This window comes from Streptomyces sp. ALB3, assembly GCF_044385685.1.
Classification (GTDB): domain Bacteria; phylum Actinomycetota; class Actinomycetes; order Streptomycetales; family Streptomycetaceae; genus Streptomyces.
Window position 1 is genome coordinate 480,199 of record NZ_JBISCE010000008.1, and the last position, 25,236, is coordinate 505,434.

The window sequence follows — 25,236 nt, forward strand, 5'->3', positions numbered from 1 at the left end:
GGAGGTGCAGGCAGCAAAAGAAACACCCGAGCGGCCACCAGGTCGGCTCCACCGGGCTCGAGTCCTCTACCGCAACGTATCGAAGCGCCAGATGGCGTGGCAGTTGCTCAAGGACACGGTCAATTCGTGCATCGAGTACCGCATCCTCGGCCTCGCGGCCGAGGCGGCGTTCTTCACCCTGCTGTCCCTGCCGCCGCTGCTGCTCGGTCTGATCGGTCTGCTCGGCTACGTCGACGACTGGACGGCCACCACCACGGTCGCCTCCATCGAACGCAACATCCTGGGCGCGGTGCAGACGGTCCTGTCCGAGCGGGGCGTCAACCAGATCGCCAAACCCCTCATAGCCGACGTCACCACCGGCGCGCGCCCCGACGTCATCTCCCTCGGTTTCGCCATCGCCCTCTGGTCCGGCTCACGCGCGGTCAACGTCTTCATCGACACCATCACCGTGATGTACGGGCTCGACGGCCACCGCGGCATCGTCAAGACCCGGCTCCTCGCCTTCCTGCTGTACGTGGTCGCACTGCTGCTCGGCGCGGTGGTGCTGCCCCTGCTGGTGGTCGGTCCCGACCGGGTGGTGGAGTTCGTCCCCTGGGGGACCGAGGTGCTCGCGGTCATGTACTGGCCGCTGGTCATACTGCTGTCCATCGCCTTCCTGACGACGCTCTACCACGTGTCCGTCCCCGTCCGGTCGCCGTGGATAGAGGACGTCCCAGGGGCGCTCGTGGCGCTCGGTATGTGGGTGCTCGGCAGCTTCCTGCTGCGGATCTACCTCACGAGCACGGTCGAAGGACCGACCATCTACGGCTCGTTGGCCGCACCGATCGCCGTGCTGCTCTGGATAGGGATCTCCGCCTTCGCCGTCCTCGTGGGCGCGGCCGTGAACGCGGCGATCGACCACGTCTGGCCCTCGCTCGCCACCGCGGCGGCCCGCGCCGCCAGCGACCGGATCAAGGCCGCCCAGGCAGCGGAGCTCGTCGCACGGGCGGCGAACTGGGACGCGTACGCGGACGACGACGAGGAGGACGTGTCCATGCCCTCCGAATTCCCGGAGCGCTGGTCCCGCTTCCTGCCCCCGGACGACGTGGTGTCCCGGCTTCACGGGACCCGGGACCCGAAGGAGGGCCGCAACCCCCGGCCCGGCACGGGCCGGGGGCCGGCGGACAGCGGTGGCTCGGGGCCGGCGTCCTCCGGGTGACGAGGCCCGCGTCCCCGGCGTCCCGCTGTCCTCTGCCGCCCGGCGGCAGGGACTCCTGCCGGACCTCCTGGCCCGGAGTCACGGGCGACGGCTACACGGAGAGAGCGGCGCGGCTGGACGGCGCCGCCGTCTGGACCTGGACCGGCCCGCGCGACCCGGACCGGCCCGTGCTGCCCGACGGCTGCATGGACCTCCTCTGGACGGGCGGCCGGCTGATGGTCGCGGGCCCCGACACCCGTGCGTTCACCCCGTCCGGCACCGTCGCAGTCCACTGCGCGGGTGTTCGGTTCGCCCCCGGGACGGCCCCCGCGCTGCTCGGTGTACCGGCGAACGAGCTGCGTGACCGGAGAGTCGCACTCGACGCGCTCTGGCCGGGCCCGGAGGTCCGCAGGCTCACCGAGCGCGTACAGGAGGCCGCAGACCCCGTGGCCGCCCTCGAGGAGGTGGCTCTGGGCCGGGCCGCCCGGGCCGGACCCCCGGACCCCCTCGCGGCGGCCGTCACCGCACAGCTGCGGCAAGGCCGTTCCGTCACCGCCACCGCGCACGCCGTCGGGCTCGGAGCACGTCAGCTGCACCGTCGCTCGCTGGCCGCGTTCGGCTACGGGCCCAAGACGCTGGCCAGAGTGCTCCGGCTCCAGCGTGCCCTGGCCCTGGTGCGCGCGGGCACGCCGTACGCCGAGGCCGCGTACGCGGTGGGGTGCACCGACCAGGCGCACCTGGCCCGGGAGATGCGGGACCTGGCCGGTACGACGCTCGGCGGCTATCTGGCCGCCACCGGCTACGACGGGCCGGCGGCGAACAGGGAGACCGCGCAGCCGTCGGGGTCGAGGACGACGGCGTAGCGCTGTCCCCAGACGGCGTCCCAGGGCTTCAGGTGTCCCCGGTGGCCGGCTCCGGTCAGGTCGGCGTACACCGAGTCGACCTCCGCCGGGCTGTCACAGAGGAAGGCGAGCCCGAGCCGCTCGCCGCCCTGGGACCCCTGCCAGTCGGGTTCGAACGAGCGGACGACGTCCTCGGTGTCCCACAGCAGGCGCTGCCCGCCGGGAAGCGTCACCTCGACGTGGGGTGAGGATTCGGCGCCGGCGGGGATGTCGAGCCCGAGCCTGCGGTAGAAGGCGAGCGAGGCGGCCATGTCGGCGGTGGTGACGGAGATCGCGTCGAGTCGTGGAGTCATGGGGCGACCGTATGCCGGGGGCCGTGGCCGGGTCTTGTACGAAACGGTCACGGCCCGGCGCGGTCACCGCTCCACGCAGGACGCCGGCGAGGTGCCCGGTTCCGTCAGCGGCATACCCAGCTGGGCGCGCTCCGTGAGCCAGCGGGTCGGCCGGTGCCGGGGGTCGCCGGTCGTGGCGTGCAGGGACCGCTGCAGGTCCAGCATCCGCGCGCCGCCGATCCGGTCACCCCAGGCCAGCGGTCCCGCCGGGTACCCGAGTCCGGTCGTCACGGCGAGGTCGATGTCCGCCGGGGTGGCCAGCGAGCGCTCCGCGATCGAAGCGGCGACGGAGACCACCGAGGCGAGCAGCCGTTGCGCCACCGACCCCGCGGTGTCCCGTACGACCGACACCGCCCAGGGCTCCTCGCCGTCCGCCGCCCTGGCCAGGACCGCGCGGGCGTCCCGCGCGGCGGCCGGACCCGCCGCGGGAGTCACCGCGAGCACCCGGCGCCGGCCCGCCGGGGGCAGCGGGTCGACGCCGAAGGTGCGCGAGGCGGGCAGCCCCCGCGACGCCACCGCCCCGGCCACGGTGGTGCCCCAGACGGGCACGAGGACCAGGGCCTCGCCGGTGGGCGAGGGGCCGCTCTCGACCGTGGCTCCGGCGGAGGCCAGCGCCGTCCGCAGCGCCGTCGCGTCCTGTGCGTACACGCCGCCCGCGACGAACACCGGCCGGTCCGCGTCACCCGTCACCGGCGGCTCCGGCGCCGGGGCCGACGCCTCGGGGCCGTAGGAGAACCAGCCCTGACCGGTCTTGCGCCCGTGCAGGCCCGCGGTCACCCGGTTCGGGGTGAGATACGAGGGCCGCAGCCGGTCCTCGTAGCGGAACCCCTGCCAGATCGAGTCGATCACGGCGGCCGTGACGTCGAGCCCCGTGAGGTCCATCAGTTCGAACGGGCCCATGCGCAGCCCCAGGACGTCCCGGGCGATCCGGTCGATCCCGGCCGGGTCCGCGACGGACTCCTCCAGCAGAGCCAGCGCTTCCGTCACCAGCCCCCGGCCGGCGTGGTTGACGAGGAAGCCGGGGGTGTCGGCGACGGTGACCGCCCGGTGCCCGCAGCTCTCCACCAGTGCCGTGAGCTTCGGCGGGATCCCGGGACGGGTGGCGGCGCCCGGTACGACCTCCACGATCTTCATGAGCGGCACGGGGTTGAAGAAGTGCAGCCCCGCCAGCCGCCCCGGGTCACGCAGCGACGCGGCGATGCGCGTCACCGACAGGGAAGAGGTGTTGGTCGCGAAGATGGCCGAGTCGGGCAGGACCTCCTCCAGCTTCCCGAAGACCTCGGCCTTGGTGTCCAGGTCCTCCCGTACCGCCTCGACGACCAGCTCGACCTCCGGGCCGGGCGCCCACGGGTCGTCCAGCGGGACCAGCCGCCGCAGGGCGGCGGCGGAGTCCCCGGCGGTCATCCGGCCCTTCTGGACGGCGCGTTCCAGCATGGACCGGACGAACTCCACGGCCGCTGTCACCGCCTCGGTCCTGACGTCGCACAGCTCGACGGTGTGCCCGGCGGCCGAGGCCCACTGGGCGATGCCGCGGCCCATGGCTCCGGCGCCGACGATCCTGATACGCATGGCGGTTACGTCCTCTCGGCGGTGCGGTCGGTGGCGGCGAAAGCAAGGTGACGGCGGGGAAGGCGGTTCAGGGGTCTCAACGGAGGTAGACGCGGCCGGGGTCGACGTCCTCGCGCAGGAGACGCAGCTCCGCCTCGGTCGGCGGGGGCACGGTCCCGACGGAGCCGGCCGTCCGGAGGTCCCAGCCGGTGGCCTCACGCACCTGGTCCACCGTCACGCCCGGGTGGACGGCGACGAGCCTGAGCTCCTCCCCGACACCGGCGCGTGCCAGGATGCCCAGTTCGGTGATGACCCTGGTGACTCCGGCGCCCAGCGGGCGGATGCCTTCGGCGAGCGCGCGGTCCGGCCCCGGCGTGGTGCAGAAGTCCAGTGTGCGCGTGAACGAGCGCGGGTCGTGACGGCGCATCACCACGAACACCTCGTGGGAGTTGGCCATCACCTCGACGGCGCCGCCGGAACCGGGGAGCCGCACCGTGGGGCGCTCCCAGTCACCGATGACGGACGTGTTCAGGTTGCCCCACCGGTCGATCTGCGCGGCGCCGAGGAAGCCCACGTCGATGTGGCCGCCCTGGAGCACGCACCCGAACAGTGCCGGCATGGAGAGCACGGCCTCCGCCCCGGAGATGAGCACGGCGTCGGCGATGGTCTCCGGCAGGTGCGAGGGGTGCGCCCCGCAGACCCCGGACTCGTACACGACCTCGATCCGCGGGGCGACCGTCAGACGGGCGAGCTCGGTGGCGAGCGTCGGCAGTCCGATGCCGGCGAACACCGCGCGGCGGGACGCCAGCTCGCGGGAGGCGACGACGGAGAGCAGCTCGGACGACGTGACGGTCTCCGGTGCGGTGGTCATGGTCCGTTCCTTCCCCTGGGGCGCGCTCACAGCCGCCGCCCGTAGTTCACCGGATGGCTGAGCGCTTCGCCCACGGCGAGTCGCGCCCAGTGGTCCGCACCCAGCTTGTCGACGTACTCGGTGTGGTCGGCCGTCCCGTACACCCACTCCGCCAGCCACTCCCGCAGCCGCTCCGGGTCCTTGCTGATGTGCGACCACGCCCGGTAGAAGGCGTTGTCGCGGTCGTAGTACCCCTGCGCGAAGGACGGGTGCGCACCGCGCGGGCAGACGACCACGGCGTCCACGGCGTGGGAGGGGACGAGCGTGCGGTTGGGGTCCGAGCGGACCACCTCGTCCCCGACGAGCTCCTCGACGACGACGATCGCCTTGTCCGCCGCGTACACCGCCTCGGCCTGGATCCCGGTCAGTCCCCAGATCTGGGTGTTGCCCCGGCGGTCGGCGCGCTGGGCGTGGATGACCGTCACGTCCGGGTTGACGGGCGGCACGACATAGATCTGCTCCTGCTCCCCGTCCGGCCCGGGGTAGGGCGACGTCACCTTGCGCAGATCGCTGTTCACACCCGGGAGATCACTGCCGCCGTAGCTGCGCAGCGGGTAGAACGGCAACCGCTGGGAACCGGCGAGGTAGCGGCAGACCATCCCGTAGTGGCTGTACTCCTCGAACGCCAGCGGGGCCGGGTCGGCGCGCTCGATCCTGCGACGGAGCTCCCCGAGCGAACCGGCGGAGGAGTTGCCCACGAAGGAGGAGACCAGCCGCGAGACGCAGCCCGCGGCGATCATCTGGTCCACCACGATGTCCGCCGTCATCCGTACGACGGTGAGGTCCTTGCGGCCCTGGCGGATGATCTCGTGGCCCGCGGCGGTGGGGACGAGATGGGTGAACCCTTCGAGGCTGACGGTGGCGCCGTCCTCCACGAAGGCGGCCACCGCGTCCCTCATCGACATGACTTTGCTGGGGCCGTCGGCCGTATCCGTCCGCTCCACGGTGCTCCTCGGCGAGTGCGTGCTGGTCGCCCTTACCGTGCCAGCGGTCATTGATTGCTGTCCAATACCAAATTAAGGTCGGATCAAGACTGCTCGTTAATGAATGGAAGCTCGGATGGAACTGCGTCATCTCACCGCCTTCACCGCCGTCGCCGAGGAACTGCACTTCGGCCGCGCCGCCAAGCGGCTGCAGATGGCGCAGCCCCCGCTCAGCCAGCAGATCCGGCAGCTGGAGAAGGAGCTCGGCGTCCAGCTCTTCGAGCGCAACACCCGCTCGGTGCGGCTCACCAGCGCGGGGGAGTCCTTCCTGGAACCCGTGCGATCCGTACTCGACGGCCTCGACACGGCGGTACGGGCGGCGAAGGCCGCGGGGCGCGGCGAGTACGGCCGGGTCGCCATCGGCTTCGCCGGGGCCTCCAGCCACGAGACGCTGCCCCTGCTGACCAGGGCCGTGCGGGCCGCCCACCCCGGGATCGAGCTGACCATGAAGGGCCAGACGTATGCCAACGTCGCCCTGTCCCGAGTCGCGGACGGTTCCCTCGACCTGGGTTTCGTCCGGCTCCCGGTCACGCAGCCCGGAGTGGCCTACCGGGTCATCGACGAGGAGGAGCTGCTGTGCGCGCTGCCCTCCGACCACCGGCTCGCCCGTCTGGAGAGCATCCCCATCGGGGTCCTCGCCGACGAACCCTTCGTGTCCTTCCCCGCGAACGCCGGCTCCACGGTGCGGGACGCCATGGTCCAGGCCTGTGAGGCGACGGGCTTCAACCCGCGTGTGGTGCAGGAGGCCCCTGACTCGTACACGATCCTGGCCCTCGTCGCGGCGGGCGTCGGTGTCACCCTCACGGTCTCCTCCGTCCGTCACATCCAGCAGAACGGGCTCGTCTACCGGTCCCTCGCCGGCCCGCCCATCCGGCGTCAGGCGGCGCTGGCCTGGCGCACCGACAACCCCTCGGCGGCGCTCCGCGCCGTGCTCGCGGTCGCCGAGGAGGCGCTGCCGACCCCCTAGCCGGCCGATTGAGACGCCCAGCGTCTTGAACAAGAGGAAATTCGATATTGGACCGACTCAGTGGTCCAGTGCGAAGGTCGCCCCACACACCCGAATCCGCCGAAAGGTGCCCCGCCGTGCCCGACCAGACCGATGTCGTCATCTGCGAGCCGCTGCGCACCCCCATCGGGCGTTTCGGCGGCGCGTTCGCCCAGCAGACCCCGGCCGCGCTCGCGGCGTGCGTCATCGCCGAGGTCGTCGCCCGGACAGGCATCGACCCCGGCCGGGTGGACGAGGTGATCCTGGGACACGCCTACCCCTCGTCCGAAGCCCCCGCCATCGGCCGGGTCGCCGCCCTGGACGCCGGCCTCCCCGACACCGTCACCGGCACCCAGACCGACCGGCGCTGCGGATCCGGCCTCCAGGCCGTCCTCGACGCGGCCATGCAGATCCGGGCCGGCTTCAGCGACGTCGTCATCGCGGGCGGCGTCGACGTCATGAGCGCCGCCCCCTACTACACCCACGACGGACGCTGGGGCATCAAAGGCCCCGGCCTCCAGCTCCACGACTCACTCGCCCGGGGCAGGATCACCGCGGGGGGCGTCCACCACCCCGTACCGGGCGGCATGATCGAGACCGCGGAGAACCTGCGCCGCGCCTACTCCCTCAGCCGCGCCGACCAGGACGCCCTCGCCCTGCGCTCGCAGGCCCGCGCCGCACGCGCCGTGCGGGAGGGGCGCTACGAGGCGGAGACCGTCCCCGTGACCGTACGCACGCGGAAGGGCGAGACGGTCGTCACCGCCGACGAGCACCCCCGTCCCGACACCACCGCCGAGCAGCTCGCCGCGCTGCGCCCGATCATGGCCAAGTCCGACCCGGAGGCCACCGTCACCGCGGGCAACGCGAGCGGACAGAACGACGCGGCCGCGGCCTGCCTGGTCACCAGTGCGGCCACCGCCGAACGGCTCGGGCTCACCCCGCTCGTCCGCCTGGTCTCGTTCGCCCGCGCGGGCGTCCCCGCCGCGACGATGGGCATCGGACCCGTCCCGGCCACCCACGCGGCCCTCGGCCGCGCCGGGCTCACCCTCGCCGACCTCGACCTGATCGAGATCAACGAGGCCTTCGCCGCTCAGGTCCTGGCCTGCACCCGGGAGCTGGGACTCGGCGAGAAGGACCACGAGCAGCGGATCAACGTCAACGGGTCCGGCGTCTCGCTCGGCCATCCGGTCGGTGCCACCGGCGCCCGCATCCTCGCCACGCTCAGCCGGGAGATGCACCGCAGCCAGGCGCGCTACGGGCTGGAGACCATGTGCATCGGCGGAGGCCAGGGCCTCGCCGCGGTCTTCGAACGCGTCGCTTCCTGACACCCGTTCCCCACCGTCCCCTCCCTCCTTCCGTCCCCTTCCGTCCCCCTCTCCACCGCGCGGCCCAGGGCGTCCCCGGCGACGCCGGGTCAGCCGTGCCCCCATCCGCTTGATCAACGATGTTCACGGGAGCCACCTATGAGTGCGACCACCGCAACCGCACGCGAGCGAACGAAAGCCGCCAACCGCGCAGGGTTCGGAGCCTTCATCGGCTCCACCATCGAGTGGTTCGACTTCTACATCTACGGGACCGCGGCGGCGCTCGTCTTCGACAAGGTGTTCTTCCCGGAGCTCGAAGGCCCCATAGGCACCCTGGTCGCCTTCGCCACCTTCTGGGTCGGCTTCCTCGCCCGGCCCCTCGGCGGAATCATCTTCGGCCACTACGGCGACCGGCTCGGCCGCAAGAAGACCCTCGTCATCACCCTGCTGATGATGGGCGTCTCGACCACCGCGATCGGCCTGCTGCCCGGCTACGCCTCCATCGGCATCGCCGCCCCGATCCTGCTGGTCTGCATCCGCATGATCCAGGGCATCGGCCTCGGCGGTGAATGGGGCGGCTCCGTCCTGATCGCCTCCGAGCACGCGCCCAAGGGCAAGTCGGTGCTGTACGCGGCGTTCGCCCAGCAGGGATCACCCGTCGGCAACACGCTCTCCACGGTGAGCTTCCTGGCCATCAGCCAGCTGCCCGACGACGCCTTCGTCTCCTGGGGCTGGCGCGTGCCCTTCCTCGCCTCCGCCGCGCTCGTCATGGTCGGCCTGCTGGTCCGGCTGAAGGTCGCCGAGTCCCCGGCCATGGCCAAGCTCATCGAGAAGAAGGAAGTCGTCAAGCTCCCGCTGACCGAGGTCCTGCGCAGCCACCCCATGCTGATCGTCCTCGGCATCGGCGCCTGCACCATCGGCCTGTCCGCGACGTACTTCAAGTCGACGTTCGCCCTGTCCTGGGCGACCACGTCCCTCGACTTCGACCGCAGCTCGTTCCTGACGATCATCCTCGTCGCCAACGTCACCCAGATCATCGTCCAGCCCTTCGGCGCCCTCATCGCCACCCGGATGAAGAGCTGGTCCCGCGCGGTGATCGTGATGCTGGTCCCCGAACTGGTCCTGATGCCGGTGATGTTCGTCCTCATCAGCACCGAGAACTACGGCCTCGCGATGCTCGGTGTCGCCGTCGCCACGATCCCTCACTGCCTGTACTACGCGGCCCTCGCCGGCATGCTCGCCAGCCGCTTCCCCGCCCATCTGCGTTACACGGGCATCTCGCTCTGCTACCAGCTGTGCGGCACCCTGCTCGGCGGGACGACCCCGATCGTCGGCCAGTTCCTGCTCAACCGGACCGGCTCCATCACCGCGGTCATCGCGTACGCCGTCTTCCAGGTGGCGCTGACCCTGGGCTGCATGCTGCTCCTGCTCAAGCGCCCCAACCACGACGAGCAGGCCGCGGAGCCGGTAACGGCCCCCCGCACCGCGCCCGTCACCGTCTGACCGCGATCCGTACGAAGCGAACGGAGTACCTCCCATGCCCCTGACCGTGCACGGCATACCGGAGATCCTCGCCCTCGGCGGGCGCGACCTCGGGCACTCCGCCTGGAAGGAGGTCACCCAGGAGCTCATCGACACGTACGCGTACGTCTCCGGTGACCACCAGTGGATCCACACCGACGTCGAGCGCGCCGCCGAGGGCCCGTACGGGCGCACCATCGCCCACGGCTACATGGTGCTGAGCTGGGGCATCCCGATGTTCGGCGAACTGCTCACGGTGAGCGGGGTCGGACGCGCGCTCAACTACGGGGTGAACCGGGTCCGCTACCCGGCGCCCGTGCCCGTCGGCAGCCGCGTCCGCCTGCACGCCACCGTCACCGCGGTGAGCGAGGTGGCGCGGGGCGGCGTGCAGATGACGCGCGGCTTCACCTTCGAACTGGAGGGCTCCGAGAAACCGGCTTGTGTCGCCGAGTCGCTGACGCACTTCTATCCGTAGGCCCTGAGCACTCACCGGCATCCGCACGCCCTCGACGAGTGGCTGGGGGTACCCACCGGTGCGGGACCGAACCGCGGAGTCCTGCGCCGCGAGGTGAAGTGACTGCCGGGCCGCCGCACACGGACAGGGCCGGCCGGCAGCTACGGCTGCCGGCCGGCCCTGTCCGTGCGGCCGTTCCCAGGCCGGTGGTCAGACGCGCGAACCGCGGGTGCGGCGCATGAGCACCGCGCCTCCGAGCAGCAGCGCGGCGCTCGCGCCGGCCGCCATGCCGATCTCGCCGGCGCCGGTCTCCGCCAGCTGCGTGTCAGGGGTGTTCGGGCCGGGGTTGCCGGCCGGCGGCTCCTGGGCCGGGGGCTCGGAGGCCGGCGGCTCGGAGGCCGGCGGCTCGACCGGCGGCTTCGAGGTGGGCGGCTCGACGGTCGGCGGCTCCTCGGTGGGCGGCTCCACCACCGGGGGCTCGACCGGCGGGACCTCGTGCTCGTAACCACTGTCGTTGACGCAGTCGTTGCCGAAGGCCGGGTTGAGCGCACCGACGACGTCGATGCTGTTGCCGCAGGCGTTCACCGGGACGTGCACCGGCGCCTGGACCAGGTTGCCGGACAGGACGCCGGGCGAGCCGACGGCCTTGCCGTCGGCGCTCGCGCCGGAGGCCCCGTCACCGCCCCCGTGGCCGTACGCGTCGTCGTGGCCCTCGTCCGAGCTGACGTTGGCGCAGCTGTTGCCGAAGGCCGGGTTCAGCAGGGCGATGACATCGACGGTGTTTCCGCAGAGGTTGACCGGGACATGCACCGGGACCTGGACGGCGTTGCCCGAGCCGACACCGGGCGAGTTCGCCGCGACACCGTCGGCCGAGGCGTCGGCGTGCGCGTAGCCGCCCGCGGCGGTCAGGATGCCCGACGCCGCCGCCATGACGATCATGCTTTTATTCAGAACCTGTCGCATTACATGCCCTTCTCCGGTGAAATTCGCGTGGTCGGTGACCCTGATGGCGGTTATTCCATCGACGCGGACGACTGCATAACGACGCAGTGGTTACGGGGGAAACTTGGAGACCGGTGGAAATTGTGTAACCACCCGAAAGGGTCACGCACGCTTGTTCGGCCGACGGTGAAGTTCTGGCATTCGGGTGAACGGCGGAGGAAGAGGGGAACCAAACGCCCGGCGCCGAGTTGATCAGAGCGCTCCGCTGCGGGGCACTCGGTACGAGAAGGGTTCATCGTGATCAAGAAGGTTCTGGCTACGGGCGCCGTCGCCGCCTCCATCCTCGGTCTCTCGGCGACCAGCGCCATGGCGATCGGCGACGACACGGGCACGACGTCGATCAACGGCAACGGTGCCGAGTCGGAGTTCGGTAACAGCGAGACCGAGGGTGACCAGAGCCCGCAGCTCAGCCTCGTGCAGGGGTCGCTGAACAAGCCCTGCATCGCCCTGCCGGTGAAGGCCAATGTGGGCTCGCTGATCGGGCTCGTTCCCATCGCGGTCCAGGACGTCAACGTCCTGTCCAACCCGCAGAACCAGCAGTGCGCGGACAACTCCACCCAGGCCAAGGGTGACGAGCCGCTGTCCCACATCCTGTCGGACATTCCGGTTCTCTCCGGTAACGGCGCCGGCAACAGCTGACCGGGGACGCAACGACCGGTCCGGGCCGCCGACACTCCTCCATCGCGCGGCCCGGACCCGCAGCATTCGGGCGGTTTTCGGAGAAACGACTGCCATAGCGTTTCGATGTCGCCCTTCAATCGTTACGGATTACAGCTCCGGAGTCACGAGCGCATGCCACGAAGTGCTCGTACGGCACGAAAGACGTGTCCGTCCAGGACTCCGCTGCAGAAAGGGACGAAAGTGAAGTACACCAAGGTTGCCGCCGTCGCCGCCGGAACCCTCATGGCGCTGGGCGCCGCTGCCCCTGCCATGGCCGACGCCGGCGCCGGGGCTGTCGCAGCCGGTTCCCCGGGTGTCCTGTCCGGCAACGTCGTACAGGTCCCGATCCACATCCCGGTGAACGTCTGCGGCAACACCATCAACGTCATCGGGCTGCTCAACCCGGCGTTCGGCAACGTCTGCGTCAACGACTGATTTCCTGCCGATCGAGCCGTCGGCTCGTCATGAAAAGGCCCTGGAGCGTCATCGGCGCTCCAGGGCCTTCTCGCTGCGTACGGGAAATTCCGGTAGCCGCAGTTTCCACGGGCACCGCTTGATCGTTGTCCCTCTCACAGGCGGCGGATGCCGCCGGAGAAGGGAATCGAGAAAAGTGAAGTACGCGAAGACCGTCGCTCTCGTCGCAGGTTCCGTGGCAGCTCTCGGGTCGGCCGCCCCCGCCTTCGCCGCCACCACGCCCACGGCTCCCCGGATCAGTCTCACCGGCGGTGTGAACGAGCTGACCTCCACGGTGCCGACGATCCCCGACCAGGTGGTGAACCCCGTGGTGGACACGGTCGGCCGCACCGCCGAGAGGGCCCAGGAGGGCGACCCCGTGAGCAAGTCGGGGGAGGCGGTCACCACCGTCGCCAGGACGGCGGGACCGCTCATGGGCGGCCTGCCGCTGGGCGGCTGATCCACGGCTGGGGACTCCCGCCTCGCGTCGCACGCCGTTTCGCGGGCCAACAGTCGTCCGTACTGGTCGCCCATTCTCGGCCGGGGAAATCGTTCGAGTGAAATGGCGCAACCGGAACCGCCCGGGAGGAGTTGTTCAGAATGCTCCGGACAGGCGGGCAACAAGAGAAATCCAGAAGGGCACGTTCATGATGAAGAAGATTCTGGCGTCTGCGGCAGTCGCCGCCTCGGTCGCCGGCGTTTCCGCCGCTGCCGCCCCCTCGGCCATGGCGATCGGCAACGACACCGGCACGACGTCGGTCAACGGCAACGGCGCCGACCAGTACTACGGCAACAGCAGTACGCACGGTGACATGAGCCCGCAGATCGGTCTGATCCAGGGCTCGTTCAACAAGCCCTGCATCGCCCTGCCGGCGAAGGCCAACATCGGGTCGCTCCTCGGGCTCGTCCCGATCTCGGTCCAGGACATCAACGTCCTGTCCTCCCCGCAGAACCAGCAGTGCACCGAGAACAGCACGCAGGCCAAGGGCGACGAGGCGCTGTCGCACATCCTGAACGACATCCCGCTGCTCTCGGGCAACGGCGCGGGCAACAACTGACACCGCGCGACTGCGGCCCCCCCTGCGCCCGACCCGGCCAGGGTGCACCGTTGCCCGCCTCGTCATAGCTCGTGAAAACGTGTGGGGCCGGCCCGTCCGCGCCGCGACCGACCGCTGGTCGGCCGCCCGGACGGGCCGGCCCCACACGTCTGTGCGCGGTCCGCCCGGGGCCCGGCCCGTCCGTCGGGTAGCCCGATAGTGCGGGAATTGGGCCGGTTGCCGCAGTCGCGGCCGACGCCTGACGCGCGACCGGGTAGGTGCGCCTCATGGACCCGTACGACAGTCGTCATGCGCCCGGCCGCGACCGGTTGCCGGAGAGCTCCACCCCCATCTACGACCGGCTGCTGGCCGAATGGGGTGACGCGGCACGGCGCGAGGCCGGGGCGAGCCCGGCGGACAGGTCGTCAGGCCCTCCGGCGACCCGCGGGTCCGCGGAAGGCCGGGAGGGTGCTTTCGTTCCTGCCGCCCGCGCGGAGGGAGGCGGCAGGTAGGCGCCGCGTCGACCGGAAAGCGCCTCCAACCCGTTCGAGTGGTGTAGCGGAACCAAACCCTCCGTTTCTGGTTAACAGTACGTTCCACAACGGGACGCTCCGAAAGGTGAAGCGTGATGAAGAAGATGATGGCCGGCGCCGCTGTGGCTGTGTCCCTGATCGGTCTGTCGGCCGCCGCGGCCCCCTCGGCCATGGCGATCGGCAACGACGTCGGCACCACGACGGTCAACGGCAACGGCGCCGAGTCCGAGTTCGGCAACAGCGAGACCGAGGGTGACCAGAGCCCGCAGCTCAGCCTCGTGCAGGGGTCGCTGAACAAGCCCTGCATCGCCCTGCCGGTGAAGGCCAATGTGGGCTCGCTGATCGGGCTCGTTCCCATCGCGGTCCAGGACGTCAACGTCCTGTCCAACCCGCAGAACCAGCAGTGCGCGGACAACTCCACCCAGGCCAAGGGTGACGAGCCGCTGTCCCACATCCTCAACGACATCCCGGTGCTCTCGGGCAACGGCGTCGGCAACAACTGACACCACTGAATGCGGGCGGCCGGGGCCTTGGTGCTGCGGACCGCCCGCATTCTGCTGTGCACCGCGCACACGGCGATGCCCACCACTCCACGGGGGGTGGTGGGCATCGCCGTGTGCGCGGGCAGGCCGGTCAGCCCAGGCTGCGCACCGGCATGAGGCAGTGGGCGGAGGTCCTGACGATCTCGGGATCACCCACGAAGGACCGCAGGAGTTCCTCGCCGACCGGCTGCCCGGGGACGGCCACGGGCCACGGACGCGTGGCGAACATCCCGTGCACCCTGCCCTCCGACCGCGCCACGTCCAGCCACTCACGCGGCACGGTGTACTGCGCCTTGAAGTGGGGCAGCGTGAGCACGGCCTGGCCGGCCTGGACGAGCAGTTTCACCGGAAGGTTCGGCAGGTCCGAGGCGTCCAGCGTCTCGCCGCCCACCCGGAGTCCGCTGCGCTCCAGGGCCGTGCGCATGGCCGCCTCGCCGGCCTCCGGCCCGTCGGGCCCGTCGCCGAGCGAATAGGTGAGCAGGAAGGCCGTCCCACGCCCTGTCCGGAGATCCGACCCGCTCCAGCCGATCAGGATCTGGGTGCCCAACTGGGCAGGGGAGAAAGGGGCGGTGGCGGCTTTGGGTGAGGTCATGTCCGGCACCCTAACGGCACGAGACCGGTCCTTGTGCACGCGTATCACCTGATCGGGGAATATCTCTGCCAACCCCGTCCAATCCGCCGTGCGCGGACCGGTTCCCCGGAAAAGCCGTTGACGCCCCGGGTGACCCCGGGGCTATGGTGTGCGCAGATCGAGGAACCAGGAGGTGAGGACATTGATGACTGTCGTCGCGGTGGGCGCTGCCCACGACCCGAAGAGCATCGTTCCCACCCCTGTGGCCACCGGCTGACTTCGACCTTTTCCCTCCGCGCCTGAGCGCGTGATGCCGGGGCCGCCCTTGTGAAGGGTTTCCCTTGTCTTTCTCCCTCTCCCGGATCCCCACCCCGTCGCACCCGCTCGTCCCCTACGGCTGGGACGACGCATGGGCCGACACCTTCGCCCCGTACGCCCGGCAGGGGCTCCTGCCGGGGCGTGTGGTGCGGGTGGACCGCGGGCAGTGCGACGTGGTCACTCCGGACGGCACCGTGCGGGCGGACACCGCCTTCGTGGTCCCCCGGGACCCCATGCGGATCGTCTGCACCGGTGACTGGGTGGCCGTCGACCCCGACGGCGACCCGCAGTTCGTCCGCACGCTCCTGCCCCGCCGCACGGCCTTCGTACGCTCGACGTCGTCACAGCGTTCCGAAGGGCAGGTGCTCGCCACCAACATCGACCACATCGTCATCTGTGTGCCGCTCACCGCCGAGCTGGATCTCGGCCGGCTCGAACGGTTCCTGGCGCTGGCCATGTCCAGTGCCGCCGGCGCCGCCCTGCTCGGCGACGGCAGCCCGCCGTCGGGTGACGGGCCGCACGAGGCGCACCCGCTCGTGCTGCTCACCAAGGCCGATCTCGTCCCCGACGCCACCACGCTGTCCCACCTGGTCGAGGACATCGAGCGCATCGCCCCCGGAGTGCAGGTGCTGCCCGTCAGCTCCACCACGGGGGAGGGCGTCGACGTGTTCGGCGCGATCGTCGGCGGCGGCACCAGCGTGCTGCTCGGGACGTCCGGCGCCGGCAAGTCGACTCTGGCCAACACACTGCTCGGCGAGGACGTGATGCACGTCCAGGGGGCTCGGGAGGTGGACGGAAAGGGGCGGCACACCACCACGACCCGCAATCTCCTCCTGCTGCCGGGAGGCGGCGTCCTGATCGACACCCCCGGGCTGCGGGGGGTGGGTCTCTGGGACGCGGGGGCCGGCGTCGGTCAGGTCTTCTCGGAGATCGAGGAACTGGCGGAGCAGTGCCGCTTCCACGACTGCGCCCACGAGTCCGAGCCCGGCTGCGCCGTGCTCGGGGCGATCGACGACGGGGCGCTGCCCGTACGGCGCCTGGAGAGCTACCGCAAGCTGCTCCGGGAGAACCAGCGCATCGCGGCCAAGACGGACGCCCGGCTGCGTTCCGAGACCCTGCGCGAATGGAAGCGCAGGGGCGCGGAGGGCCGGGCGGCCATGGCGATGAAGCAGGGCAGGATCCGCTAGCGCGCACGGCCGGGGGGGCGCGGGCCCGCACCCCCCCGGCCGTCAGCCCCAGATGAGGACTCCGAGCCACGAGCCCACCACCAGCAGGCAGGAGAAGAGCTCGATCAGCACCGAGTACCCCGTCGCCCGCATCACGGACCTGAGCGACGTCCACCCCGCCGCCCGGCTGCCGAGGCGCAGGCGCTCGACGCCGTAGACCGCACCGACGTAGCCCAGGATCCCGCCCACCACGGGGACGACGAAGAACCCGGCGATCGCCGCGAGGCCGCCCGCCATGAGCGTCCTGCGCGGTGCCCCGGACGCGTGGGGACGCCGCGAGGGCAGCAGCGCCTGCAGCGCCTGGTTCAGCAGCAGGAGGCACGTCGCACCGATCAGCACGCCCCAGGCGACCGGGGTCGTGTCCGTCAGCGCCCACCACATCACCGCTGCCCAGACGATCGCCTGGCCCGGCACACCCGGCACCAGCACCCCGACCAGGCCGAGCAGCATCACCGCCCCGACGGCAACGAGCTGCCACACACTCATTCGACCAGCGTGCAGGAGTCCGCCGTGTCCCGCCCGTCAGCGAGGCTCCCTGGGCGGTCGAAGTCGCGGGCACGGCGGCGGGCGCGAACGGAGGACCGGTGCGGTCAACGCGGGGCGCGGGCGACCCAGCCGCGTTCGTACGCGTGCCAGCCCAGCTGGAGCCGGGTGGTGACCCCGGTGAGTTCCATGAGCCCCTTCACCCGGCGCTGCACCGTCCGCAGGCCCAGGTCCAGCTGCTTCGCCACGCTCGCGTCCGTCAGGCCGGCCAGGAGCAGCGAGAGGATCTCCAGATCGGTCGGATCCGCACCCGGACCGTTCTGCTCGCTGATCCCGCCCCCGCCCAGGCGCAGCGGCATGGCGTCCCGCCAGACCGCCTCGAAAAGGCCCATCAGGGATTCCAGCAGTCCGCTGGCATGGATCACCAGTGCGGCCGGCTCGGCCGCACGGCCGGTCAGCGGCACCATGGCCAGTGCGGAGTCGGCGACCACCAGTTTCGTCGGCACCCGGTCGACGACCCGGCACTGTTCGTCGCGGCTCAGCGCCGCCGACAGCTCCACGATCCCGGACGGCAGCGCGAGCACGTCGCGTTCGACGACCACGCGGTAGGACACACCCCGCATCGCCGCCCGCTCCTCGGACTCGTTCTCCATACCCGTGACCGCGATCGGCTTACCCGTCACCAGGGCGCACACCTCGGTCGTGGCGCCCAGTTGCAGTTGGTGGAACCGGTGGGCCACCGCGCTGGCGCCCGTCACCACCTCCACCAGGTCATGGACCGCTGGTTCCGCCGCCTCGGCCCGGTACTCCTCGGCGAGCACGGCGGACGCCAGCTCCGCCTGTTCGAGCTCGTGGCGCTGCTGGGTCAGCAGCGCGCCCAGGGCGACCCCCGGTGGCGCGGCGACCCAGCGGTCGGCCCGCGACGACGACTGGGCGACGAGCCCCTGCTGCTCCAGCCGTCGCAGCGCACGCTCGGTGTCCGCCTCCGGGAGGGACAGCCGGCGCGCCAGATCGGACAGCTGCGCGGCACCCGCCGCCACCAGTGCGCGGTAGGCCGCTTCCTGCCTCTCGTCGAGACCTATCGCTGACAGCATCCTCGGCCCTCCCCGGATCGGTGCTCACGCGTTCCCGCGCTCGTCGGGCGGGGCGTGCTGTGGCGGGAAACGGCCCCGGCGTAACCCCGCCTGGCCCATCATGCCCCGGGACACCCGTCCCTCTGACAATCTGGCGCCACCGCAGCGACGACCGCCCCGGTGGCGGTGGGCTGACACACGGACCGGCCCGCCGGGCGACCTTCCCGTGGGGGGTGGGGACGTCCGGCGGGTCATCTCGCGGACGCGGATTCCGGGCCACTTTTCCGGATGACCCGGTTTCGCGCGCCCCTGGCGGTCGACACTATGGGCATGAGCCAGCAGGGGGAGAAGCCCGCCGCCCACGAGGACGACTGGTGGCGCAGGCTGTACGACGGCACCGTGCGGGACGACGGGCCCGGCAGCGCGGCCGACAGTCTCGACGACCGCTTCGACTCCGCCACGGACGTCGTGGGCGGCACCGAGGCGGACCGGGTGGACGGCCAGGCAGCGGTGGTGCCGCTGCCGGAACCGCGCCCGCCCGGAGCACCGACGGGCCCGCCCCCGCTCACCGTGCCGGAGCCGCCCCCGCCCCCGCGCACCGTGCCGGCCGGGCGCGCCCCCTGGGAGACCCCGGCCGGGCCCAGCCGTCCGCGGACCTTCGCCGTGCGCCCTCCGCCTCCGCCCCCCGGGCCGCCCGCCGTGCCGGCTCCGCCGCAACTCGGGGAGGCCCCCGAACCGCCGGTGCGCCCCGAGGTGGGACACGTCGGGGACCGGCCCCCCACCTACGACGCGGAGCCCGCCGCACTGCCCGGGTCAGGCCCCGACGACCTCGAAGGCCTGGTACCCGACACGGTCCTGGACGGCGCCCGGTACGGGGCGTACACCCTCCGGGCCGCCTCCGTGCGCGGGGACTCGGCGCGCTTCCGCGGCGAGCCGCGCCGCGAGGCCCTGCTCACCGCGCGCTTCGGTGACGGGGACAGTGCCCTGGTCCTGGTCGCGGTCGCAGGCGGCTCCCGGGAGGCCGGTCAGTCCCGCCACGCCGCGGCCGACGCCTGTCGCTGGATCGGCGGAGCCGTCGCCCGCAGCCACGCCCGGCTCTCCGAGGACATAAGGGCCGGACGCAGGGGAGACCTCAAGTCGGGGCTGCACCGCCTCACCGACCGCACCTACGGCAGGCTGCGCGCCCGCGGCGCCGAACTCGGCCTCGCACCGTCCGCGTACACCGCCGGCCTGCGCTGTCTGCTGCTGTCCGCCGACCCGGCGTGCCGCACCCGGCTCTTCTTCGGCATCGGGCCGGGCGGCCTCTTCCGCCTTCGCGACGGGGCGTGGCAGGACCTCGACCCCGTGCTGCCGGCGACCGGCGGCGCGGCGAGCGAGGAGAGCCCCGGCGGGGACCGGCTGACGATGGACCTGCAGATCACCACGCCCCTGTCCCCGTACGCCGGGAGCCCTCCGCCACCGCCCGCCGAGCCCTTCCGCTTCCGCGCCTCCGTCGCCCGGCCCGGGGACACGCTGCTGCTGTGCGGGAACGGCCTGGCCGGACCGATGCGCGGTGAGCCGGCCCTCGCCCGGGAACTCGCCCGGCGCTGGGCCGGTGGCCCGCCCGGGCTGCCCGCCTATCTGGCCGACACCCAGCTCAGGACCAAGGGGTACGCCGACGACCGTACGAGCGCCGCGGTCTGGGAGGCGTAACGGCGCACGCCATGGGTTGATGGAGGCACGGACAACCGGAGGCAGAGAGGCTGCGCACCCATGGCCAAGCAGAACGTGTCGGAACAGTTCGTCGACATCCTTGTGAGGGCGGGGGTCAAACGGCTGTACGGTGTCGTCGGCGACAGCCTCAACCCCGTGGTCGACGCCGTCCGGCGCAACTCCGCCATCGAGTGGATCCAGGTCAGGCACGAGGAGACCGCGGCCTTCGCCGCCGGTGCCGAGGCCCAGATCACCGGCACCCTCGCCGCCTGCGCCGGTTCGTGCGGACCGGGCAACCTCCACCTCATCAACGGTCTGTACGACGCCCACCGCTCCATGGCCCCGGTGCTCGCCCTCGCCTCGCACATCCCGTCGGGCGAGATCGGCCTCGGATACTTCCAGGCGACCCATCCGGAGCTGCTCTTCCAGGAGTGCAGCCACTACAACGAGATGATCTCCAATCCGCAGCAGATGCCGCGGCTCCTCCAGACGGCGGTCCAGCACGCCATCGGCCGCGGCGGCGTCAGCGTCGTCTCGATGCCCGGCGACATCGCCTCGCAGCCGGCCCCGGAGAAGACGGTCGAGCACGCCCTGGTCACCTCACGGCCCTCGGTGAGGCCCGGGGACGAGGAGATCGAGAAGCTCCGCGCGATGATCGACGAGGCCGCAAGGGTGACGCTGTTCTGCGGAAGCGGAACGGCCGGCGCGCACGCCGAGGTCATGGAGTTCGCCGAGCGGGTCAAGGCCCCGGTCGGCCACGCACTGCGCGGTAAGGAATGGATCCAGTACGACAATCCGTACGACGTGGGCATGAGCGGACTGCTGGGTTACGGCGCCGCGTACGAAGCGACCCATGAGTGCGACCTGCTGATCCTGCTGGGCACGGACTTCCCCTACAACGCCTTCCTGCCCACCGATGTGAAGATCGTCCAGGTCGATGTGCGCCCCGAGCACCTGGGCCGGCGGTCCAAGCTCGATCTGGCGGTCTGGGGCGACGTGCGCGAGACGCTGCGCTCGCTGACCCCGCGCGTGAAGGTCAAGACGGACCGCAGGTTCCTGGACCGCATGCTGAAGAAGCACGCCGACGCGCTGGAGGGCGTCGTCAAGGCGTACACCCGCAAGGTCGAGAAGCACGTCCCGATCCACCCGGAGTACGTCGCCTCGGTCCTCGACGAGATCGCCGACGAGGACGCCGTGTTCACCGTCGACACCGGGATGTGCAACGTCTGGGCCGCTCGCTACCTCACGCCCAACGGCAGACGCAGGGTCATCGGTTCGTTCAGCCACGGGTCGATGGCGAACGCCTTGCCGCAGGCGATCGGGGCCCAGTTCACCGACCGGAGCCGGCAGGTCGTGTCGATGTCCGGCGACGGCGGGTTCACCATGCTGATGGGCGACTTCCTCACGCTCGTCCAGTACAACCTGCCGGTGAAGGTCGTCCTGTTCAACAACTCCTCCCTCGGCATGGTCGAGCTGGAGATGCTGGTGGCGGGACTGCCGTCGTTCGGTACCGCCAACAAGAATCCCGACTTCTCGGCGATCGCCCGGGCCGCGGGCGCCTACGGGGTGCGGGTGGAGAAGCCCAAGCAGCTGGAAGGCGCGCTCAAGGACGCCTTCAAGCACAAGGGGCCCGCGCTCGTCGACGTGGTCACCGACCCGAACGCCCTCTCCATCCCACCGAAGATCAGCGCCGACATGGTCACCGGTTTCGCGCTGTCCGCCAGCAAGATCGTCCTCGACGGCGGTGTGGGCAGGATGCTGCAGATGGCCCGCTCCAACCTCCGCAACGTCCCGCGTCCCTGAGCGAGGGAGGTGACGGGCTCACGTGAGCCGTAGCGTCCCGGGCCCGGTCCGTTCCGTGATGATTTCCACCAGCTGGTCGAAGAGCGTCGGGCCCCGGCCCGACCGCGCCTCGGCCAGCTCCCGCTCGACGCGCGCCCGGTTGGTGGGGTGCACGCGCGGGAGCAGGCGGTCCAGGCGGCGCGCGGTCTCCTCGTGGCCCAGCGCGCGGGCCGAACGGGCGTGGTCGCGCCACTCGATGACGAACGGCTCGTCCTCCGGGGTGCCGAATCCGCCGCCCAGGCAGTCGGCGAAGGCGTCGAGGCTGCGGCCGAAGTAGCCGCCAGGGCCGTTCACCGCCTCGCCGACCGCGTCCCAGAAGCTGTCCAGGCCGGTGATGCCGGAGCCCTCGATCACATAGGTCACGGTCATGCGTGGAGCGTACAAGCGGGTTCTCCTCCGCCTGCTCCCCAGGGTCCGCGCCGCAGGTGGGGGACTACGGCGCGGACCGGTCGGGGGAGGAGAGGGATCAGCAGTCGTGGTCGACCAGGTCGAAGGACTCGTAGTGGTCCGCGGTGTAGTAGTCCTCCTCGACCTCTTCACCCGTCACGATCCGCCGGGCGCCGCGATCCGGGGAGCCGGGGGTGACGACCGTGTACTCGTGGTAGTAGCCGGTGCTCCGGCTGGGCAGCAGGGCTTCCCGGTTCTGGAAGACGGTGCCGTCCTGCTCGTACGGGAACGGGCCGCCCGCGTCGATGAGTTCGAGCGTGTCGTGGGCCTGGGAGGGCAGCGCGGAGTAGCAGACGCTGCCGACCGCGGCGGCCGTGGGCGGCGTCGTGGCCGATGCGGTGACCGGCCCGCCGACGAAGAGGACGGACAGGAGGGCGGCGATGCCGCCGAGCGTGGTGATCCGTGGGGGGATTCGCATGTCCACCATGATGACGCGCGTAGATCCCCCTCCGTCAACGCCAACACGAGTGAATTTTCGGGGAGTTAATCGTGAGTACGGCGCATCGACGCGCCGGTCGTGCGCCCGGGGCGGAGCGACCGCTCGTTCATATGTTGACGCCTGGGGACGCGTGACCGCGCCCCGTCGGGGCATGCATCCCGTGAAGGCGTTCGAGACATGACGTAACGAAACGGAAATCCGAGGAGGCCGATTCAGCGTGCGCGCGGGGGACATGACGAAACGACAAGGGAGTCCGCCGGTGCGTCTACACCGCCGACTCGGGCACGCCGACCTGTCCGGCGTGGGGGAGATACGCGCGGCGCTGCGGGACTTCCTGCGCCCTCGCCGACGGCCCGAGGAGACCGAGGTCGCGGAGCTCCTGCTGAGCGAGCTGGTGACGAACGCCCTCATCCACACGAGGAACGGGGCCGTGGTCACGGTGACCTCCGCCCCCGCCCGTCTGCGGGTGGAGGTGCGGGACTTCGTGTCCGGGCAGGAGCCCGCGCCGTACGTACCGAACGCCGACGACGGTACGCACGGCAGGGGACTGCTGCTGGTCCAGAGCCTGGCGGACTCCTGGGGAGTGACGATGCAGGCGCTGGGCAAGGTGGTCTGGTTCGAGCTGCACGCCGCGAAGGCCTGACGCTCAGCCGAACTGCTGCTCCAGGGCCTTCAGTTTCTGCTCCAGCGAATCGAGCCGGGGCAGGGCCTGGGTGTCGTCCTCGGCGGTGAGGTCGACGGTTGCGGGATCACCGCTCCGGGTCTGTGCCGACGTACTCCTGGAGTCCGAGTGGTTCACGGCTTGCAGCGAGGGCCGGGGGCGCAGCGGCAGTTGTCCCGGCTCTGTTATGGCAGGCTCCGCGACGGCCGGTGGACCGCCACCCGGCGCCGGAGCGATGGCCTGGACGTCCACCACCTGGCGGCCGGCCCGGCCACCGCGCCCCCAGGCCCGGTTCTGCCGGTTCAGGGCCTTGATGTGGGCCCGGTCCAGCTTCGCCTGGTCCCTTCTACGGTGCCGGTCCTGTTCCTTCTCCCGGCGGTCCTCGCGTACCTCGTCCACCGCCTCGTCCAGGGTGCGTACGCCCTCGAGGAGCATCAGCGACCAGGCGCCGAAGGTCTCCCTTGGCGCGCGGAGCCACCGCACGATCCGGATCTGCGGCAACGGGCGGGGCACCAGGCCCTGCTCGCGCAGCGCCGCGCGGCGGGTCTGCTTCAGCGCCCGGTCGAACAGGACGGCCGCCGAGAGGGACATCCCCGCGAAGAAGTGCGGGGCGCCCGCGTGGTCCATCCCGCGCGGCGCGTGGACCCAGTTGAACCAGGCCGCCGCCCCGGCGAACGTCCACACCAACAGGCGGGACCCCAGCGCGGCGTCCCCATGGCTGGCCTCGCGCACCGCGAGCACCGAACAGAACATCGCCGCCCCGTCGAGGCCGAAGGGCACGAGGTACTCCCAGCCACCGGAGAGGCTGAGGTTTTGCCGGCCGAAGCCGACGAGCCCGTGGAAGGAGAGAGCGGCGGCGACCGCGGCACAGCAGAACAGCAGGAGGTACGAGGCGGTGGCGTAGAGCGCCTCCTTGCGCCTGCGGCGCTCCTCGCTGCGTTCCCAGCTGTCGTCGGCCGCGGCTTTCTCAGCGGCGCGCCTGCCGCGCGCGACCACCGTCACCGCCGCCATGACCCCCACGAGCAGCACGGCGCCCGGAAGCAGCCAGTCAAGCGATATGTCGGTCAGTCTCATGCGCGGTCCCTTGCGTCACGTAGGGCGTTTCGGGCGCCATCGTGACGGAAATACCGCCGCGCTCAGGGGGTTTCGGGACAAGTGAACGCCATCGGGGTGGCCGTGCTCATCGTTGGGCGGAATCTTTTCGAAAATCCGCACCAATAGCCTGAGTTGCGTGCGAATCAAGGTCGCTCGTCCGGGTGGTGTGAGCCGACGTGCGGGTCAGGGGGCGGCCGCCAGCCTCCGTACGCGGTCCGCGTCGCAGGTGCGCGGGCACGTGACGCACGTGTCCTCGGGCCGCAGGGTGTAGAAGAGGCAGCAGCTCGCGCGGTCGCGGGTGGGGAGCGGCTCGCCGTCGGGTCCGGTCAGCTCGCGGAAGCCTGCCGTGCCCACGTACGGCTTGGTGGTCCCCGGCAGCAGGAGCTCCAGCTCCCTCATCGCGCGGCCCTCCTCGCCGAGCAGGTGGGCGACGTACCAGAGGCCCTCGACGATCTCGTCGGTCGCCATGCCCCACAGGGCGCGCTTCCCGCGTCGCATGCGGGGCCTGAACCCCTCCAGCACCGGGCCGATGTGCTGCGCGACGGAGTCCAGGACCTCGGCCCGCAGCGCCGGCTCGTCGCGGACGACCCGGGCGCCGGGCAGGGTGGCCGCCGGGTCGTCGGGGAGGCAGGCGAACTCGCTGACGCGGAGGGTCAGACGGCCCAGACCCCGGTGGAAGGCGACGTCCGCGACGGGGATCCTCGGCACCCGGCGGTGTGTGAACCACGGCAGGGTCACCAGGAGGCAGGCCGGCCAGGCGTAGCGGTGGAACCCGAAACTCGCCACGACGTCGGGCCGGGCCCGGGTGCCGTGGTCCCGCAGCACCTGCGCCTCGTCCCAGGCCAGGAATGCGTCCAGTGCGGCACCGCCCTGCGCGAGCTCCGCGGCGCCGACCCATCCGCTGCCCGAAGGTGCCGGGACGTCGTCGGGCAGCACCTCGGCGCGCAGCCCGGGAAAGACGTCGGCCAGACGTGCGTACGCCGCCGTCAGCGGGGACGGGGCGGTGGCGGCGAGCAGAGCGGGCACGGTCATTCAGGGACCACCGA

At 71.5% G+C, this 25,236-nt stretch carries 27 protein-coding genes; 15 read left to right on the plus strand and 12 right to left on the minus strand.

The features are described 5' to 3' along the window. The first annotated feature begins 4 nt into the window (after window positions 1-4). The gene (locus ACHFIV_RS08890) at window positions 5-1,198 is read left to right on the plus strand and encodes a YihY/virulence factor BrkB family protein (protein ID WP_398965329.1); all 1,194 of its coding nucleotides are present in this window, start codon (window positions 5-7) and stop codon (window positions 1,196-1,198) included. Window positions 1,199-1,230: 32 nt separating this feature from the next. Further along, on the plus strand, window positions 1,231-2,040 hold the full coding sequence (locus tag ACHFIV_RS08895) for a DUF6597 domain-containing transcriptional factor (RefSeq protein ID WP_398965975.1): 810 nt from the start codon (window positions 1,231-1,233) through the stop codon (window positions 2,038-2,040). Here the strand turns inward: ACHFIV_RS08895 and ACHFIV_RS08900 are convergent. From ACHFIV_RS08900 to ACHFIV_RS08915, 4 genes are all read right to left on the minus strand, one after another. After that, window positions 1,977-2,372, minus strand: coding sequence for a VOC family protein (locus tag ACHFIV_RS08900; protein WP_398965330.1), 396 nt, complete (start codon window positions 2,370-2,372; stop codon window positions 1,977-1,979). The two genes, ACHFIV_RS08895 and ACHFIV_RS08900, sit on opposite strands and share 64 nt — an antisense overlap. A 63-nt stretch (window positions 2,373-2,435) precedes the next feature. Next, window positions 2,436-3,980 carry a 3-hydroxyacyl-CoA dehydrogenase gene (locus ACHFIV_RS08905; RefSeq protein ID WP_398965332.1) on the minus strand — a complete coding sequence of 515 codons (1,545 nt, stop codon included), beginning with the start codon at window positions 3,978-3,980 and terminating at the stop codon, window positions 2,436-2,438. 76 nt (window positions 3,981-4,056) lie between these two features. Then, window positions 4,057-4,830 (minus strand): CoA-transferase subunit beta, encoded by a 774-nt coding sequence (locus tag ACHFIV_RS08910; protein WP_398965333.1) that lies wholly within the window; start codon window positions 4,828-4,830, stop codon window positions 4,057-4,059. A gap of 26 nt (window positions 4,831-4,856) precedes the next feature. Beyond that, window positions 4,857-5,774 (minus strand): CoA transferase subunit A, encoded by a 918-nt coding sequence (locus ACHFIV_RS08915; protein WP_398965978.1) that lies wholly within the window; start codon window positions 5,772-5,774, stop codon window positions 4,857-4,859. Window positions 5,775-5,928: 154 nt separating this feature from the next. Here ACHFIV_RS08915 and ACHFIV_RS08920 point away from each other — a divergent pair, with 154 nt between their 5' ends. The 4 genes from ACHFIV_RS08920 (at window position 5,929) to ACHFIV_RS08935 (ending at window position 10,137) form a co-directional block, all read left to right on the plus strand. Next, complete coding sequence (locus ACHFIV_RS08920; protein WP_398965334.1) at window positions 5,929-6,819, plus strand: LysR family transcriptional regulator; 891 nt, start codon at window positions 5,929-5,931, stop codon at window positions 6,817-6,819. Window positions 6,820-6,935: 116 nt separating this feature from the next. Continuing rightward, window positions 6,936-8,162: an acetyl-CoA C-acetyltransferase gene (locus tag ACHFIV_RS08925; protein WP_398965336.1), complete on the plus strand. Its 1,227-nt coding sequence runs from the start codon at window positions 6,936-6,938 to the stop codon at window positions 8,160-8,162. A 138-nt stretch (window positions 8,163-8,300) separates the two neighbouring features. Then, window positions 8,301-9,644 (plus strand): MFS transporter, encoded by a 1,344-nt coding sequence (locus ACHFIV_RS08930; protein ID WP_398965338.1) that lies wholly within the window; start codon window positions 8,301-8,303, stop codon window positions 9,642-9,644. A gap of 34 nt (window positions 9,645-9,678) precedes the next feature. After that, on the plus strand, window positions 9,679-10,137 hold the full coding sequence (locus ACHFIV_RS08935; RefSeq protein ID WP_398965340.1) for a MaoC family dehydratase: 459 nt from the start codon (window positions 9,679-9,681) through the stop codon (window positions 10,135-10,137). A 189-nt stretch (window positions 10,138-10,326) separates the two neighbouring features. On the opposite strand, the gene ACHFIV_RS08940 is transcribed toward ACHFIV_RS08935, so the two are convergent. After that, window positions 10,327-11,079 carry a chaplin gene (locus ACHFIV_RS08940; RefSeq protein ID WP_398965341.1) on the minus strand — a complete coding sequence of 251 codons (753 nt, stop codon included), beginning with the start codon at window positions 11,077-11,079 and terminating at the stop codon, window positions 10,327-10,329. A 276-nt stretch (window positions 11,080-11,355) separates the two neighbouring features. Here ACHFIV_RS08940 and ACHFIV_RS08945 point away from each other — a divergent pair, with 276 nt between their 5' ends. The 5 genes from ACHFIV_RS08945 to ACHFIV_RS08965 all read left to right on the plus strand — a co-directional run bounded on the left by ACHFIV_RS08945 (window position 11,356) and on the right by ACHFIV_RS08965 (window position 14,304). Further along, window positions 11,356-11,757 (plus strand): rodlin, encoded by a 402-nt coding sequence (locus tag ACHFIV_RS08945; protein WP_398965343.1) that lies wholly within the window; start codon window positions 11,356-11,358, stop codon window positions 11,755-11,757. A 222-nt stretch (window positions 11,758-11,979) separates the two neighbouring features. Next, window positions 11,980-12,213 (plus strand): chaplin, encoded by a 234-nt coding sequence (locus ACHFIV_RS08950; protein ID WP_398965345.1) that lies wholly within the window; start codon window positions 11,980-11,982, stop codon window positions 12,211-12,213. Window positions 12,214-12,388: 175 nt separating this feature from the next. Beyond that, a complete protein-coding gene (locus ACHFIV_RS08955; protein WP_398965346.1) occupies window positions 12,389-12,691 on the plus strand; it encodes a hypothetical protein in 303 nt (100 codons plus the stop codon). A gap of 187 nt (window positions 12,692-12,878) precedes the next feature. Continuing rightward, the gene (locus ACHFIV_RS08960) at window positions 12,879-13,289 is read left to right on the plus strand and encodes a rodlin (RefSeq protein WP_398965348.1); all 411 of its coding nucleotides are present in this window, start codon (window positions 12,879-12,881) and stop codon (window positions 13,287-13,289) included. Window positions 13,290-13,896: 607 nt separating this feature from the next. Next, window positions 13,897-14,304 carry a rodlin gene (locus ACHFIV_RS08965; protein ID WP_398965350.1) on the plus strand — a complete coding sequence of 136 codons (408 nt, stop codon included), beginning with the start codon at window positions 13,897-13,899 and terminating at the stop codon, window positions 14,302-14,304. Between the two features lie 130 nt (window positions 14,305-14,434). On the opposite strand, the gene ACHFIV_RS08970 is transcribed toward ACHFIV_RS08965, so the two are convergent. Then, complete coding sequence (locus ACHFIV_RS08970; RefSeq protein ID WP_398965352.1) at window positions 14,435-14,935, minus strand: DUF5949 family protein; 501 nt, start codon at window positions 14,933-14,935, stop codon at window positions 14,435-14,437. A 320-nt stretch (window positions 14,936-15,255) separates the two neighbouring features. Here ACHFIV_RS08970 and rsgA point away from each other — a divergent pair, with 320 nt between their 5' ends. Beyond that, window positions 15,256-16,419 carry a ribosome small subunit-dependent GTPase A gene (rsgA, locus tag ACHFIV_RS08975; protein ID WP_398965353.1) on the plus strand — a complete coding sequence of 388 codons (1,164 nt, stop codon included), beginning with the start codon at window positions 15,256-15,258 and terminating at the stop codon, window positions 16,417-16,419. 42 nt (window positions 16,420-16,461) lie between these two features. On the opposite strand, the gene ACHFIV_RS08980 is transcribed toward rsgA, so the two are convergent. Together ACHFIV_RS08980 and ACHFIV_RS08985 are read right to left on the minus strand one after the other, a co-directional pair. Continuing rightward, window positions 16,462-16,944 (minus strand): DUF456 domain-containing protein, encoded by a 483-nt coding sequence (locus ACHFIV_RS08980; RefSeq protein ID WP_398965355.1) that lies wholly within the window; start codon window positions 16,942-16,944, stop codon window positions 16,462-16,464. A 104-nt stretch (window positions 16,945-17,048) separates the two neighbouring features. Beyond that, complete coding sequence (locus tag ACHFIV_RS08985) at window positions 17,049-18,035, minus strand: helix-turn-helix domain-containing protein (RefSeq protein WP_398965357.1); 987 nt, start codon at window positions 18,033-18,035, stop codon at window positions 17,049-17,051. Window positions 18,036-18,344: 309 nt separating this feature from the next. On the opposite strand from ACHFIV_RS08985, the gene ACHFIV_RS08990 reads away from it, so the two are divergent. Continuing rightward, window positions 18,345-19,706, plus strand: a complete 1,362-nt coding sequence (locus ACHFIV_RS08990; protein ID WP_398965359.1) for a protein phosphatase 2C domain-containing protein — start codon at window positions 18,345-18,347, stop codon at window positions 19,704-19,706. A 60-nt stretch (window positions 19,707-19,766) separates the two neighbouring features. Then, entirely contained in the window at window positions 19,767-21,509 is a 1,743-nt protein-coding gene (locus ACHFIV_RS08995) for a pyruvate dehydrogenase (RefSeq protein ID WP_398965360.1), read from the plus strand. Window positions 21,510-21,527: 18 nt separating this feature from the next. Here the strand turns inward: ACHFIV_RS08995 and ACHFIV_RS09000 are convergent, their stop codons facing one another. Both ACHFIV_RS09000 and ACHFIV_RS09005 read right to left on the minus strand, forming a co-directional pair. Beyond that, on the minus strand, window positions 21,528-21,917 hold the full coding sequence (locus ACHFIV_RS09000; protein ID WP_398965362.1) for a barstar family protein: 390 nt from the start codon (window positions 21,915-21,917) through the stop codon (window positions 21,528-21,530). A 97-nt stretch (window positions 21,918-22,014) separates the two neighbouring features. Beyond that, window positions 22,015-22,413 carry a guanyl-specific ribonuclease gene (locus tag ACHFIV_RS09005; protein ID WP_398965363.1) on the minus strand — a complete coding sequence of 133 codons (399 nt, stop codon included), beginning with the start codon at window positions 22,411-22,413 and terminating at the stop codon, window positions 22,015-22,017. A 253-nt stretch (window positions 22,414-22,666) separates the two neighbouring features. Here ACHFIV_RS09005 and ACHFIV_RS09010 point away from each other — a divergent pair, with 253 nt between their 5' ends. Next, window positions 22,667-23,077 (plus strand): ATP-binding protein, encoded by a 411-nt coding sequence (locus ACHFIV_RS09010; RefSeq protein WP_398965365.1) that lies wholly within the window; start codon window positions 22,667-22,669, stop codon window positions 23,075-23,077. A gap of 3 nt (window positions 23,078-23,080) precedes the next feature. Here the strand turns inward: ACHFIV_RS09010 and ACHFIV_RS09015 are convergent, their stop codons facing one another. Both ACHFIV_RS09015 and ACHFIV_RS09020 read right to left on the minus strand, forming a co-directional pair. Beyond that, window positions 23,081-24,169, minus strand: a complete 1,089-nt coding sequence (locus tag ACHFIV_RS09015) for a DUF2637 domain-containing protein (RefSeq protein ID WP_398965367.1) — start codon at window positions 24,167-24,169, stop codon at window positions 23,081-23,083. Window positions 24,170-24,373: 204 nt separating this feature from the next. Next, complete coding sequence (locus ACHFIV_RS09020) at window positions 24,374-25,222, minus strand: (2Fe-2S)-binding protein (protein ID WP_398965368.1); 849 nt, start codon at window positions 25,220-25,222, stop codon at window positions 24,374-24,376. Between the last annotated feature and the right edge of the window lie 14 nt (window positions 25,223-25,236).

What these genes read in the sequence shown, in the direction of transcription:
- ACHFIV_RS08900 (WP_398965330.1), bottom strand. Translation starts at nt 2,372, where the DNA reads ATGACTCCACGACTCGACGCGATCTCCGTCACCACCGCCGACATGGCC.
- ACHFIV_RS08905 (WP_398965332.1), bottom strand. Translation starts at nt 3,980, where the DNA reads ATGCGTATCAGGATCGTCGGCGCCGGAGCCATGGGCCGCGGCATCGCC.
- ACHFIV_RS08910 (WP_398965333.1), bottom strand. Translation starts at nt 4,830, where the DNA reads ATGACCACCGCACCGGAGACCGTCACGTCGTCCGAGCTGCTCTCCGTC.
- ACHFIV_RS08915 (WP_398965978.1), bottom strand. Translation starts at nt 5,774, where the DNA reads ATGTCGATGAGGGACGCGGTGGCCGCCTTCGTGGAGGACGGCGCCACC.
- ACHFIV_RS08920 (WP_398965334.1), top strand. Translation starts at nt 5,929, where the DNA reads ATGGAACTGCGTCATCTCACCGCCTTCACCGCCGTCGCCGAGGAACTG.
- ACHFIV_RS08930 (WP_398965338.1), top strand. Translation starts at nt 8,301, where the DNA reads ATGAGTGCGACCACCGCAACCGCACGCGAGCGAACGAAAGCCGCCAAC.
- ACHFIV_RS08935 (WP_398965340.1), top strand. Translation starts at nt 9,679, where the DNA reads ATGCCCCTGACCGTGCACGGCATACCGGAGATCCTCGCCCTCGGCGGG.
- ACHFIV_RS08940 (WP_398965341.1), bottom strand. Translation starts at nt 11,079, where the DNA reads ATGCGACAGGTTCTGAATAAAAGCATGATCGTCATGGCGGCGGCGTCG.
- ACHFIV_RS08960 (WP_398965348.1), top strand. Translation starts at nt 12,879, where the DNA reads ATGATGAAGAAGATTCTGGCGTCTGCGGCAGTCGCCGCCTCGGTCGCC.
- ACHFIV_RS08965 (WP_398965350.1), top strand. Translation starts at nt 13,897, where the DNA reads ATGAAGAAGATGATGGCCGGCGCCGCTGTGGCTGTGTCCCTGATCGGT.
- ACHFIV_RS08970 (WP_398965352.1), bottom strand. Translation starts at nt 14,935, where the DNA reads ATGACCTCACCCAAAGCCGCCACCGCCCCTTTCTCCCCTGCCCAGTTG.
- ACHFIV_RS08980 (WP_398965355.1), bottom strand. Translation starts at nt 16,944, where the DNA reads ATGAGTGTGTGGCAGCTCGTTGCCGTCGGGGCGGTGATGCTGCTCGGC.
- ACHFIV_RS08985 (WP_398965357.1), bottom strand. Translation starts at nt 18,035, where the DNA reads ATGCTGTCAGCGATAGGTCTCGACGAGAGGCAGGAAGCGGCCTACCGC.
- ACHFIV_RS08990 (WP_398965359.1), top strand. Translation starts at nt 18,345, where the DNA reads ATGAGCCAGCAGGGGGAGAAGCCCGCCGCCCACGAGGACGACTGGTGG.
- ACHFIV_RS08995 (WP_398965360.1), top strand. Translation starts at nt 19,767, where the DNA reads ATGGCCAAGCAGAACGTGTCGGAACAGTTCGTCGACATCCTTGTGAGG.
- ACHFIV_RS09000 (WP_398965362.1), bottom strand. Translation starts at nt 21,917, where the DNA reads ATGACCGTGACCTATGTGATCGAGGGCTCCGGCATCACCGGCCTGGAC.
- ACHFIV_RS09005 (WP_398965363.1), bottom strand. Translation starts at nt 22,413, where the DNA reads ATGCGAATCCCCCCACGGATCACCACGCTCGGCGGCATCGCCGCCCTC.
- ACHFIV_RS09010 (WP_398965365.1), top strand. Translation starts at nt 22,667, where the DNA reads ATGACGAAACGACAAGGGAGTCCGCCGGTGCGTCTACACCGCCGACTC.
- ACHFIV_RS09015 (WP_398965367.1), bottom strand. Translation starts at nt 24,169, where the DNA reads ATGAGACTGACCGACATATCGCTTGACTGGCTGCTTCCGGGCGCCGTG.
- ACHFIV_RS09020 (WP_398965368.1), bottom strand. Translation starts at nt 25,222, where the DNA reads ATGACCGTGCCCGCTCTGCTCGCCGCCACCGCCCCGTCCCCGCTGACG.